This is a genomic window from Nonomuraea sp. NPDC051941 (assembly GCF_044593615.1).
The window spans coordinates 19,525-31,227 of record NZ_JBIUCF010000028.1 but is presented as its reverse complement, the minus strand read 5'-3'; the positions used below and the strand labels follow the sequence as shown (position 1 = coordinate 31,227).

The following is an 11,703-nucleotide window of genomic DNA, read 5'->3' as shown; positions in this document are numbered from 1 at the left end:
CATGATAGGGCGTCCCTCGCGTACGGCTCAGTCGCGCCCTGCGCTCTCGGCGGAGAAGGCCGGCAGGCACACCGCGATGTACTCGGCACCCTCGGGACCTGCGCTGTAACGGACCCTCTCCCCCGGCGACGTCACCACCGACTGCCCGGCCGCGACCTCGGTCGTGCCCTCGGCGTGCTCCACCATCACCAGGCCGCGCAGCACCACCGTGTATTCGATGAACTGCGGCCGCTGAGGCGGCTCCTCCCAGCCGGGAGGGGCGGTCATGTGCGCTATGGAGATCCCGTCGTCGCCGCTGCTGACGCGGCCGATGTGCTCGTCGATGAGCTTGCCGCCGGGTACGGGTATGCGGGCCGGGCCCTCGATCTTTCTCACCACGACGTCAGTGTGCCACGTCGATGATCAGGCGGCTGGGACCGCCCTGCTCCTTGACCTGGAACGCGGCCTTCCTGGCCAGCACCAGGCCGATGCCGACGTGTCCCTCGAAGTCGCCGGTCCTGACGACGTCGGTGAGGTTGAGCAGACCGGTGGGGAAGACGGGGCCGCCCTTCCAGGTGGGCTTGCCCTTCGTGTCGTGGGCGTTCGCGGGGACGAGCGTGACCTGAAGGTACGCGCCGCCGTTCACGTCCATGGGCTTGCCCGAGCCGTCCTCGACGAATTCGTCCACCCACTCGACGCTGTAGCCCGGGACCTTGCCCTTGAGGTCGATGACCAGGCGGTCGTACGTGTCGTGACCGGCGAACCGGACGCCCGTGACGACGGCGGGCTCGATCCCGTCGCGCTGGACGTCCACCTCGGCCGTGCTCGTCGGCGTGTCGGGCCCCGGCCGGTCCGTCCGGGTGGCGGCGGGCTGCTGCTGCGGCAGGGCGGTCTGGACGGCCTGGCCGCAGGCGGTGAGCAGGGCCAGGCAGGCGAGCGAGGCGAGAAGCCGGGAGCCCGCTCGCGGGGATGACGGGCGCATACCTCCAAGATGCCCGGCCTGCGGTCCCGCATGCGACCGGGCTTCCCGCCCTGCCGAGTACCCTGATCACCCCACGAGGAGTTATATACGTGAAAAAGTCTGGCGATTTACCGATCTTTCTGACCAACTACTCGCCGTCGTTCGCGCGGACCGCGTACCTGCTGACGGGTGACGCGGACCGGGCCCGCGAACTGGCGGTCGAGGCGCTGGTCACGGCGTGCCGCCGCTGGTCCACCATCCGCTGGGGCCAGCCGGCCGTGGAGGTGCTGCGTGAGTTGTACGCGCGCTTCCTGGCCGCCGCGCCACCGCCCGCACCCGAGGACCACGCGCTGGCCACGCTGCCGCCCACGGCGCGAGCCGTGCTCGTGGCGCGCTACCACGACGCGCTGCCGCCGGAGCAGGTGGCCATGGTGACGGGCCTGTGGACCGCCGCCCTGGACGAGGAGGCACACCAGGCCCTCGTCCTCCTCCGGGCCGCGCACCCCGACCTCTTCACGCGCGACGAAACGCCGGAGCCCTCGGAGCCCTCGGAGCCAGGTGACGCCCCGCCCCCGAAGCCGGATGGTGACGCACCCTCGGAGCCGGACGAGGACGCGCCCTCGGAGCCGGACGGTGACGTGCGGGAGGCGGCGGACCAGGCGCCGTGGGTCGCCCCGGAGGATCCGCCGGGCACCGCTCATGAGACGGAAGCCACCCCGTGGGCAGTCCCCACCCAGGGGTCGGACACCGACGAGCCAGGCCTGCGTGCCGCCCTGGTCCGGATCGCGGCCGGCATGCCGCACACCAACCTCTCCGAGCCCGTCCTGACCCGCATCGGCAGGCGGCGCAGGCTCCGCGTCACCCTGTGGGCGGCCGCGTCGGCAGGCGCCGTCGGCGCGTTCGCGGCCCTGGTCGTGATCGCGGCGAGCACCCTGGCGGGCAACCTGGAGAAGGCGGCCGACGACGGCAGCACCGCCCTCACGCCGCAGGACGAGGTCCCCATGGCGATGCCGGACAAGCTGGGCGACGCCGTCCGGTACGCGTACACGGACTACTGCGAGGGCGCCTCCTCCGACCCCGGCGACCCGCAACCCTGCGGCCAGTGGCGGCTGACGACCCTGTCGGGCAAGGAGTGGCGGCTGCAGGCCGCGCGGGCCGGCTACGACGAGGACACGCTCGTCGCCCTGCCCCTCGCCATCAGCCAGGACGGCCACCGCCTGGCCTACCGGCACCGCGACGGCTCGTACGTCGTGCACGACCTGCCGACGGGCGTCGTCAAGAAGATCGACATCAAGCACGAGGAGACGCTCCCTCACATCACCTCCTCGCCCAACGGCCGGTACTTCGCCCTCGACTTCGGCGCGGCCGACGGTGCGATGCTCGACTTCGACACCGGCGCGACCCGGCACGTCAGCGGAACCAAGATCAAGATCCTGGCCGTGGGGAACGACGGCACGCGGGTGGTCAGCGACGAGATGGACGTGGACGACGTACCGGGCCACGCGTCGGTCGCCACCCTCAGGCTGCAGGGCGCGAGGGGCCGCGCGGGCGGTTACCGCGTCGACCCCGGCCTCCTCGAGTACGGTGCCGCGCTCTCCCCGGACGGCCGCACGCTGGCCCTGGTGTCGGCCGACGAGCGGCTCGTCACCATGAACGCCCGCACCGGCCGCGTCTTCGGCTCCCGCACGGCGCTCGACGACTACGGGGTGATCGCGGTCGAGCGCTGGCTCAGCGCCGACGAGGTCCTGGTACGCCAGCCCGACGAGGACGACGAGGACGCCTACCTGACCAAGGTGAACGTCCGGTCGGGCAAGAGCGCCGACTTCGGGGGCGAGGAGTGGATCGGCTACGACTCCCCTATCGGCGCGCTGAAATGACGAGAAAGGGCCCCGCCGGGACGACGGAGCCCTTTCTGTGACAAACGCCGCTGATCAGACGGTCTCGTAGGCCTTGACGCTCTCGCTCTCGACGGCCTGGGCCTTGCGGGCGCGCAGCCCGGTCGCCGAGATCGCCAGCCCGACCAGGGCCAGCACCAGCGAGACCACGATCGCCGAGCGCAGCGAGCCGATCGAGAGCGTCTCACCGCCGCCCGAGGTGAGCACGGCGGTGACCACGGCCAGCACGATCGCGCCGCCCACCTGGCCGGAGGTGTTGAGCAGCCCGGAGGCCAGCCCCTGCTCGTCGTCGTCCACGCCGGTGGTGGCCTGGATGTTCAGCGAGGGGAACGACAGCGCGAACGCGATGCCCATCAGGAGCATGCCCGGGATCACCATGCCGCCCAGGCTGGGGGTGCGGTCGATGCCGAGGAACATCGCGTACCCGCCGGCCAGCGCGGCGGAGCCGATGACGATCAGCTTGCCGGTGCCGAACCTGTCGGCGAAGTCGCCCATCTTGGTCGAGGTGAGCGCGACCAGCAGGCCGGCGGGCAGGAACGCCAGGGCGGTGCCCAGGGCCGACCAGCCGAGGAGGTTCTGGAAGTACTGCATCGCCACGAACTGGAAGGCCACGTACGAGCCCATGAGGATGAGCAGCCCCAGGTTGGCGCGGACGATGTGGCCGGAGCGCAGGATGCCGAGGCGCACCAGCGGGTGCCGCATCCGCCGCTCGGTGAAGACGAACAGGCCGAGCAGCACGGCCACCGCCACCAGCGAGCCGATGGTCTGCAGCGAGGCCCACCCGGCCTCCGGCGCCTGCACGACCGTGAACACCAGCAGCAGCATGGACGCGGTGATCAGCGCAGCGCCGATCAGGTCGTGACCGCCCTCGGCCCGCTCGTCGCGGCCGCGCAGCACCCTCGGCGCGACCAGCAGGGCGAGGATCGCCACGGGGACCGGCATCAGCAGCGTCCAGCGCCAGCCGATCTCGGTGAGCAGGCCGGACAGCACGAGGCCGAGCGAGTAACCGCTCGCGCCGCAGGCGGTGAAGATGCTCAACGCCTTGTTGCGCTCGGGCCCCTCAGGAAAAGTCGTCGTGATGATCGACAAGGCCGCGGGGGCGGTGAACGCGGCGGCCACACCCTTGACGAACCGGGCCGCGATCAGCAGCCCGCCGTCGTCCACAATGCCACCAAGCAACGACGCGACGGCGAAGACACCCAAAGCGACCAGGAACACCCTGCGCCGCCCGAGCAGGTCGGCGGTCCTGCCCCCGAGCAACAGAAGACCGCCGTAGCCGAGCACGTAGCCGCTGACCACCCACTGCAGAGATGACGTACTCAGGCCCAGATCGTGCTGAATGGCAGGCAGGGCGACACCGACCATCGAGACGTCAAGGGCGTCAAGGAAGATCACTGCGCAGAGCACGGCGAGCGCGCCCCAACGGGATGAGGAAGAGGACATGGGACAGAACGATACATGCGGATGCATCTAATGCAAACGCATTTAATGCCGTTGCATAAGTTTTAGCGAAGTGGTAACCTCCGCGACATGGACGAGGAGTTCGTGGTCGACACCTGGCATTACGTCCTGGCCAAGCACGCCAAGGGCATGTGCGCCCTGGAGCGCGAGCTGGGGGATCGACATGGGCTGGGGCCCAGCGAGTTCGAGGTGCTCGACCGGATCGTCCATCATGACCGGAAGCTGCGCATCCAGGAGCTCTGCGACGAGGTCCACCTGAGCCAGAGCGCCCTGTCCCGGGTGGTGGCCCGCCTGGAGAAGGCCGCGCTCGTGTCACGCGGGGTCTGCGACGCGGACCGGCGGGGTGTGTTCGTGTGCATCACGGACGAGGGCCGCGCCCGCCACGCCGAGGCCCTCCCGACACAGCGCGCGGTCCTCGCGGAGATCTTCGCCGACGCCCCGGCCCTGGCCCGCTGACACCCGACGCCTTCCCCCCGGGAAGGACCTCATGGACGACCCCGCCGATCGTGGCCGGCGTCCTTCGGGGGTTGGATGCGCGGCGCGGCGGCCGCCGGGGGTGGGGAGGTCAGGAGGCGGTGATGCGGTCGATGACCAAGGGGAGGTGTTCCTCGCCCGCCGAGCCCACCGCGTAGCCGCCCTCCAGCGCCTCCAGAGCGCGCTCGAACCGAGCCGTCTCGTCCGCGTGCAGCGTCATCAGCGGCTGCCCTTCCCGCACCAGGTCCCCGGGCTTGGCGTGCAGGGTGATCCCGGCCCCGAGCGACACCGGGTCCTCCTTGCGCGCCCGTCCGGCGCCCAGGCGCCAGGCGGCCAGGCCCACGGCGTACGCGTCCAGCCGGGTCACCACCCCGGACGCGGGCGCCTCCACGGTCAGGGTCTCGGCCGCCTGGGGAAGCAGGGCGTCCGGATCGCCGCCCTGCGCCAGGATCATCCGCCGCCACGCGTCCATGGCCGACCCGTCGGCGAGGGCCTTGGCGGGGTCCTTGCCGGACGACACCCCGGCCGCCTCCAGCATCTCGCGCGCCAGCCGTACCGTCAGCTCCACCACGTCGGCGGGCCCGCCTCCGGCGAGCACCTCGACCGACTCCGCGACCTCCAGCGCGTTCCCCACGGCCAGGCCCAGCGGCCGGTCCATCGCGGTCAGCAGGGCCACGGTGCGCACCCCGGCGTCCGTCCCGAGGGCCACCATGGTCTCGGCCAGTTCCCGAGCCGTCTCGGGGGTCTTCATGAACGCCCCCGAGCCCACCTTCACGTCGAGGACGAGCGAGCCGGTGCCTTCGGCGATCTTCTTGGACATGATCGACGAGGCGATCAGCGGGATCGACTCGACGGTGCCGGTGACGTCGCGCAGCGCGTACAGCTTCTTGTCGGCGGGTGCCAGCCCCGACCCGGCCGCGCACACGACCGCGCCCGCCGAGCGCAGGACCTGCAGCATCTCGCCGTTGGAGAGCGAGGCCCGCCAGCCGGGGATCGACTCGAGCTTGTCGAGCGTGCCGCCGGTGTGCCCGAGGCCGCGGCCCGAGAGCTGCGGCACGTACGCCCCGCACGCCGCCACCAGGGGCGCCAGCGGCAGCGTGATCTTGTCGCCGACGCCGCCGGTCGAGTGCTTGTCGGCGGTGGGCCGGTCGAGCGCGGACCAGTCCATGCGCTCGCCCGAGCGGATCATGGCCTGGGTCCAGTCGGCGATCTCGCGGCGGTTCATGCCGTTCAGGAGGATGGCCATGGCCAGCGCGGACATCTGCTCGTCGGCCACGCCGCCGCGCGTGTAGGAGTCGATCACCCAGTCGATCTGGGCCGTGGTCAGCTCGCCGCCGTCACGCTTGGCGCGGATGACCTCGATCGCGTCCATTCAGGCGCTCCGGCTGAGGTCCTGGGGGCCGAACGCGTACGGCAGGATCTCCGCCATCCGCTTCGGCCCGTCCACGGTCTCGACCAGCAGGTCCTCACCGCCGAACTCGTACAGCAGCTGACGGCAGCGCCCGCACGGCATCAGCAGCTCACCGTGCCCGTCCACGCAGGTGAAGGCCACCAGCCGGCCGCCGCCCGTCGCCTGCAGCGCCGACACCAGGCCGCACTCGGCGCACAGGCCCACGCCGTAGGAGGCGTTCTCGACGTTGCAGCCCGTGACGATCCGCCCGTCGTCCACCAGCGCCGCCGCCCCCACGGGGAACTTCGAGTACGGCGCGTACGCGTTGTGCATGGCCTGCGTGGCCTCGAAACGCAGGCCATCCCAGTTGATGGTGCTCAATGTTGTTCTCCCCGGCGGTAGCGCACGCCGTCGGCCTTGGGCATTCGCAGTCGCTGCGAAGCCACCAGGAGCACGATCAGCGTGAGCACGTGTGGTGTGATGAAGACGAACTCGCTCGGCAGCTGGTCGACGGTCCGCCAGAGCCAGAAGAGCACGACCATGCCCGCGGCGGCGACCGCCATCAGCGTATATTCCCTGGCGCTCCTGGCCTCGAGCTCGGCGGGCCGGCCGGGTGACAACATCCGGCGGACCCTGACGATCAGGTAGATGAGCAGCAGCATGGCGCCGAACAGGAAGAACGAGGTGATCGCCCCAGTGGTGCTGCGCAGCTGGAGCCCGCTGGCGTAGCCGAACAGCGAGGAGCCGATGGCGAGTCCGCCCGGGCGCCAGTTGCCGAAGATCATGGCGGCCAGGCCGATGAAGCCGCGCCCTTGCGTCTGGCCCTCGACGTACTTGGAGGAGACGAAGACCAGGAACACGCCCCCGAGCCCGGCGAACGCGCCGGACATGACGACCGCGAAGTACTTGATCCGGTAGACGTTCACGCCCAGCGACTCGGCCGCCCACGGGTTCTCGCCCACCGAGCGCAGGCGCAACCCGAACGGGGTGTGCCAGAGCACGAAGAACGTCAGGGGCAGCAGCAGGACCGCCAGGATGACCAGCACGTTCACTTCGTGCGTGAGCCCGCGCAGGATGCCCGCCAGGTCCGAGAGGAGGAACCAGTGAGTCCCTTCCAGCTTGCCCAGGAGGTCCGGCCCGTCGGAGAGCAGCGGCAGGCTGGGCGTCGGCGCGGGCGAGGTGATCGCCGGTGAGCCGGTGAAGCCCGCGCCCGCGTCCGCCGCGGCGGTGCCGTCCTTGTAGAACACCTCGGACAGGAAGCGGGTGATGCCGGGGCCGAGCAGGTTGATCGCGACGCCGCTGATGATGTGGTCGACGCCGAACGTCACGGTCGCGATGGCGTGGATGAGGCCGCCGAGCGCGCCGCCGAGCAGCCCGGCCAGCAGCGCGGCCCAGGCGCCCCACTGGTATCCGGCCCAGCCGGCGAACCAGGTGCCGAGCACCATCATGCCTTCGAGGCCGATGTTGACCACGCCGGCCCGCTCGGCCCACAGGCCGCCGAGGCCGGCCAGGGCGATCGGCACCGCCAGCATCAGGGCGGCGGCGAACATGCCGGACGAGGTGATGTCGTTCTGGCCGGACACGACGCGTACCAGCGACATCAGCAGGATGAGCGCGGCGACTCCGATGAGCGCCAGGTGGTACTTGCTTAGCCTGGTCATGCTGCCACCTCAACCGGGGTCTTGCTGCTGAGCTGCTGGGCGGCCCGGCGCTCCTCGAGTCTGAGCGCGAGGCGGGTCGTCACCTCGTTGGCCACGACGACCAGCAGGACGGTGACGCCCTGGATGATCGTGATGACGGACGGCGGGACGTTCGCGATCTGCAGGGGGCCCTGCGCCCGGTCGAGGAAGGCGAACAGCAACGCGGCGACCGCGATGCCGACGGGCTTGTTCCTGCCGAGCAGCGCCACCGCGATGCCGAGGAAGCCCAGACCGGCGGTGAAGTTGGAGTTGAACGCGCCCTTGTCGCCGAGGATCTCGGGCAGGCCGATGAGCCCGGCGATGGCGCCGGACAGCACCATCGCCGCGATGACCATGGTCTTGGGGTTCACGCCGGAGGCGAGCGCGGCCGGGCCGTTGAGGCCGCTGGCCTTGACGTTGAAGCCGAACCGGGTCCGCTCCAGCACCACCCAGATCACCACGCCGAGCACGATCGCCACGATCAGGAAGCCCCACAGGCCACCGCCGCGCGTGGGCGGGAGCAGGCCGAACCCCTCGAACAGGAAGTTCAGGCTGGGGAACATGGCCGACTCGGGCAGTTGCGGCGTGGTCGTGGTGAGCTGGCCCGCGGCGCGCTGACCCGCGAAGGGACCGCGTACGAGGTAGGACGCGATGTTGATCGCGACGTAGTTCAGCATGATCGTGGCGATGACCTCGTTCACGCCCCTGGTCACCTTCATGACCGCGGGGATCAGCGCGTAGAGGCCGCCGACGGCCGCGGCGACCACGATGATCACCGCGATCTGGATCGGGGCGGGCGCCTCGAACGTCGAGCCCACGTACGCGGCGACGATGGCCGCGAGCCGGTACTGGCCCTCAACGCCGATGTTGAAGAGGTTCATGCGGAAGCCGACGGCCACCGCGAGACCGGCGATGAACAGGGGCACGGCCCGGTTGAGGAAGGCCGCGATGCCGTTGGAGACGGCCTGCGGCCTCGCGCCGAAGTCGAAGAAGGCGGCGAACGCGTCGAGCGGGCTGGCACCCGCCGCGATGATCGCCACGCTGGAGATCGCGATCGCGAGGACGATGGCGACGACGGCGCCCGCCACGGTGAGCAGCGCCCGGTTGAGCCCGGCGGGCATCACGTCTCCTCAGTGCCGGCGATGGCGCCGGTCATGTAGCCGCCCAGCCGCTCGGGCGTGATGTCGGAAGGGTCGAGCGTGGCCACGAGCCGCCCGCGGTAGATCACCTGGAGCGTGTCGGACAGGCCGATCAGCTCGTCGAGGTCGGCGGAGATGAGCAGCACGGCCAGCCCGGCGGCTCTGGCGTTGCGCAGGTGGTCCCAGATGGCGGCCTGCGCGCCGACGTCCACGCCTCTGGTGGGGTGGGCGGCGATGAGAAACTTCGGCTCGCCGCTCATCTCGCGGCCCACGATCAGCTTCTGCTGGTTGCCGCCCGACAGGGCCAGGGCCAGCGTGTCGACGCCGGGCGTGCGTACGTCGTAGTCCTTGACGATGCGCTCGGTGTCGGCCTTCGAGGCCCGCCGGTTGATCCAGATGCCGCTGCGCGCGGGCTTCCTGGTCTGGTGGCCGAGCACGCGGTTCTCCCACAGCGAGGCCTCCAGCAGCAGGCCCTGCCGGTGCCGGTCCTCCGGGATGTAGCCGATGCCGGACTCTCTGCGCTTGAGCGTGGACCATTGGCTGATGTCCTGGCCGTCCAGCTCGATGCTGCCGTGCGCGGGCCGGATGCCCATGATCGCCTCGATCAGCTCGGACTGGCCGTTGCCCTCGACACCGGCGATGCCGAGGATCTCGCCCCGGTGGATCTCGAACGACACGTCGTCGAGGAGCAGCCGTTTGCCTTCTTCGCGCAGCTTGGCCGGGTCGGCGGCGGCGTGGTAGCCGTCGGCCTCCATGGTGACCTGGGCGACCCGCAGCGTCACGACGTCGGTCACCGTGGACTCGCGGGTCTCGGGCGTGGGCAGCTCGCTGCCCACCATCAGCTCGGCGAGCTGGCGCGCCGTGACCTCGCGGGGGTCCACGCTCGCCACCGTGGTGCCGCGCCGGATCACGGTGATCGCGTCGGCGATGCCGAGCACCTCGTCGAGCTTGTGGGAGATGAAGATGACGGTCAGGCCCTCGGCCTTGAGCTCGCGCAGGTTCTGGAAGAGCTCCTCGACCTCCTGCGGCACGAGCACGGCCGTCGGCTCGTCGAGGATGAGGATGCGCGCGCCTCGGTAGAGGACCTTGAGGATCTCGACGCGCTGGCGGTCGCCGACGCCGAGGTCCTCCACGAGCTTGTCGGGGTCGACCCGCAGGCCGTGGCTCTCGGCCAGCTCGGTTATGCGTTTCCGGGCGGAGGCCATGTCGAGCATGCCGGCCTTCTTCGGCTCGGCCCCGAGGACGACGTTCTCCAGCACGGTGAGGTTGTCGGCCAGCATGAAGTGCTGGTGGACCATGCCGATGCCGACGCCGATGGCGTCGCTCGGCGTACGGAAGCTGACCTCGGCGCCGTTGATCCTGATGGTGCCCTCGTCCGGCTTCTGCATGCCGTACAGGATCTTCATCAGCGTTGACTTGCCCGCGCCGTTCTCCCCGACGATGGCGTGCACCGTCCCTGGTTCGACGGTGATGCGGATGTCGTGGTTCGCGACGACACCGGGGAAACGCTTGGTGATGCCCTCCAGCTCTACAGCGGGTTTCGCCGTGGCCAGGGTGTCAGCACTCATTTCGCCTCTCCTAGCGGGGGGCGGGGGATAGACAGAAGGCCCGAAGTGGGGACTCCGGGCCCTCAGCTGTCACTCCTACCCCGATTACGGCTTCGACGGAACCGTGATTTTGCCGTCGACGATGTCCTTCTTGGCCGCGTCGAGCTTGTCCTTGATGTCGTCGATCTCGCCGCCGGTGGTGGACAGGCCCACGCCATCGACCTTGAGGTCGTACGTGATGTTGGAGCCGCCCTTGGCGCCGCCCTGGAAGGCCTTGATGAACTCGAACACGCCGACGTCGACCCGCTTGAGCATCGAGGTCATGATGACGCTCTGCAGGTCGGTCTCCTTGACCGTCTGGCGCTGGTCGGAGTCGACGCCGATGGCCTTCTTCTTGGCCGCGGCCGCCGCCTGGAACACGCCCAGGCCGGAGTCGCCGGAGGCGTGGTAGACGATGTCGGCGCCGTCCTGGTACATCTTCTCGGCCGCGACCTTGCCCTTGTCGGGGGCCTTGAAGCCGGAGAAGTCACCGTCGGGGGTGAGGTACTTGATGTCGATCTTGGCGTCCGGCTTGACCGACTTCACGCCGGCCACGAAGCCCGCCTCGAACTTCTTGATCAGGTCGTTCTCGACGCCGCCGACGAAGCCCACGTGGTTGGACTTGGACTTGGTGGCCGCCGCGACGCCCGCCAGGTAGGAGCCCTGCTCCTCGGCGAACAGCAGGCCGGTCACGTTGGGCCCGTTGGAGGCGGAGTCGACCACCGCGAACTGGATGTCGGGGTACTCGGCCGCCGTCTTCTTGATGTCGTCGCCGTACGCGAAGCCGACGCCGATGATCGGGTTGTAACCCGCGTCGGCGAGCTGGCGCAGCAGGTCGCCACGGTTGGAGCCGTCGGCCGCCGGGCTCAGCTCCTTGATGTCCGCGCTGAGGTCCGTCTTGGCCTTCTCCAGACCGGCGTAGGCCGCGTCGTTGAAGGACTTGTCGCCCCGGCCGCCGACGTCGAACGCCAGTCCGACCTTCAGCCCGCCCTTCGACGCCTCACTGCTCGCGCCGGCGCTGCTCGGCGCCTCGCTGGCCGTGGTGCCCCCGCCACTGCCGCCACAGGCGGCCGCTGCCATGAGCATTACCCCGGCTACCGAGCCGATCGCCATCCTGTTGAATCGCTTGCCGAGCAAGG

At 70.3% G+C, this 11,703-nt stretch carries 11 protein-coding genes; 2 read left to right on the top strand and 9 right to left on the bottom strand.

What is annotated here, in order from left to right; translation table 11 throughout:
* Positions 1 to 27: 27 nt before the first annotated feature.
* Both ACIHFD_RS38250 and ACIHFD_RS38245 read right to left on the bottom strand, forming a co-directional pair.
* A complete protein-coding gene (locus tag ACIHFD_RS38250; protein WP_350731311.1) occupies positions 28 to 378 on the bottom strand; it encodes a cupin in 351 nt (116 codons plus the stop codon).
* 4 nt (positions 379 to 382) lie between these two features.
* The gene (locus ACIHFD_RS38245) at positions 383 to 961 is read right to left on the bottom strand and encodes a hypothetical protein (RefSeq protein WP_397371141.1); all 579 of its coding nucleotides are present in this window, start codon (positions 959 to 961) and stop codon (positions 383 to 385) included.
* A gap of 89 nt (positions 962 to 1,050) precedes the next feature.
* On the opposite strand from ACIHFD_RS38245, the gene ACIHFD_RS38240 reads away from it, so the two are divergent.
* Positions 1,051 to 2,817, top strand: coding sequence for a hypothetical protein (locus ACIHFD_RS38240; RefSeq protein ID WP_397371140.1), 1,767 nt, complete (start codon positions 1,051 to 1,053; stop codon positions 2,815 to 2,817).
* Between the two features lie 54 nt (positions 2,818 to 2,871).
* Here the strand turns inward: ACIHFD_RS38240 and ACIHFD_RS38235 are convergent, their stop codons facing one another.
* The gene (locus ACIHFD_RS38235) at positions 2,872 to 4,278 is read right to left on the bottom strand and encodes an MFS transporter (RefSeq protein WP_355190490.1); all 1,407 of its coding nucleotides are present in this window, start codon (positions 4,276 to 4,278) and stop codon (positions 2,872 to 2,874) included.
* A gap of 87 nt (positions 4,279 to 4,365) precedes the next feature.
* On the opposite strand from ACIHFD_RS38235, the gene ACIHFD_RS38230 reads away from it, so the two are divergent.
* On the top strand, positions 4,366 to 4,752 hold the full coding sequence (locus ACIHFD_RS38230; protein ID WP_350731306.1) for a MarR family transcriptional regulator: 387 nt from the start codon (positions 4,366 to 4,368) through the stop codon (positions 4,750 to 4,752).
* Positions 4,753 to 4,861: 109 nt separating this feature from the next.
* On the opposite strand, the gene ACIHFD_RS38225 is transcribed toward ACIHFD_RS38230, so the two are convergent.
* The 6 genes from ACIHFD_RS38225 to ACIHFD_RS38200 form a co-directional block, all read right to left on the bottom strand.
* Entirely contained in the window at positions 4,862 to 6,142 is a 1,281-nt protein-coding gene (locus tag ACIHFD_RS38225) for a thymidine phosphorylase (protein ID WP_397371139.1), read from the bottom strand.
* Positions 6,143 to 6,541: a cytidine deaminase gene (locus ACIHFD_RS38220; protein WP_350731303.1), complete on the bottom strand. Its 399-nt coding sequence runs from the start codon at positions 6,539 to 6,541 to the stop codon at positions 6,143 to 6,145.
* Positions 6,538 to 7,821 (bottom strand): ABC transporter permease, encoded by a 1,284-nt coding sequence (locus tag ACIHFD_RS38215; RefSeq protein ID WP_397371138.1) that lies wholly within the window; start codon positions 7,819 to 7,821, stop codon positions 6,538 to 6,540. Before ACIHFD_RS38215 ends, ACIHFD_RS38220 begins: the two co-directional genes overlap by 4 nt.
* Positions 7,818 to 8,960, bottom strand: coding sequence for an ABC transporter permease (locus ACIHFD_RS38210; RefSeq protein WP_397371137.1), 1,143 nt, complete (start codon positions 8,958 to 8,960; stop codon positions 7,818 to 7,820). Before ACIHFD_RS38210 ends, ACIHFD_RS38215 begins: the two co-directional genes overlap by 4 nt.
* Positions 8,960 to 10,546, bottom strand: coding sequence for an ABC transporter ATP-binding protein (locus ACIHFD_RS38205; protein ID WP_397371136.1), 1,587 nt, complete (start codon positions 10,544 to 10,546; stop codon positions 8,960 to 8,962). The genes ACIHFD_RS38210 and ACIHFD_RS38205 overlap by 1 nt, the downstream gene beginning before the upstream one ends.
* Positions 10,547 to 10,630: 84 nt before the next feature.
* Positions 10,631 to 11,701, bottom strand: coding sequence for a BMP family protein (locus ACIHFD_RS38200; protein ID WP_397371135.1), 1,071 nt, complete (start codon positions 11,699 to 11,701; stop codon positions 10,631 to 10,633).
* Positions 11,702 to 11,703 lie beyond the last annotated feature (2 nt).

Bases quoted from the DNA above. Each gene is read 5' to 3' on its own strand.
- ACIHFD_RS38245 (WP_397371141.1), bottom strand. From the start codon at position 961: ATGCGCCCGTCATCCCCGCGAGCGGGCTCCCGGCTTCTCGCCTCGCTC.
- ACIHFD_RS38235 (WP_355190490.1), bottom strand. From the start codon at position 4,278: ATGTCCTCTTCCTCATCCCGTTGGGGCGCGCTCGCCGTGCTCTGCGCA.
- ACIHFD_RS38230 (WP_350731306.1), top strand. From the start codon at position 4,366: ATGGACGAGGAGTTCGTGGTCGACACCTGGCATTACGTCCTGGCCAAG.
- ACIHFD_RS38225 (WP_397371139.1), bottom strand. From the start codon at position 6,142: ATGGACGCGATCGAGGTCATCCGCGCCAAGCGTGACGGCGGCGAGCTG.
- ACIHFD_RS38215 (WP_397371138.1), bottom strand. From the start codon at position 7,821: ATGACCAGGCTAAGCAAGTACCACCTGGCGCTCATCGGAGTCGCCGCG.
- ACIHFD_RS38210 (WP_397371137.1), bottom strand. From the start codon at position 8,960: ATGCCCGCCGGGCTCAACCGGGCGCTGCTCACCGTGGCGGGCGCCGTC.
- ACIHFD_RS38205 (WP_397371136.1), bottom strand. From the start codon at position 10,546: ATGAGTGCTGACACCCTGGCCACGGCGAAACCCGCTGTAGAGCTGGAG.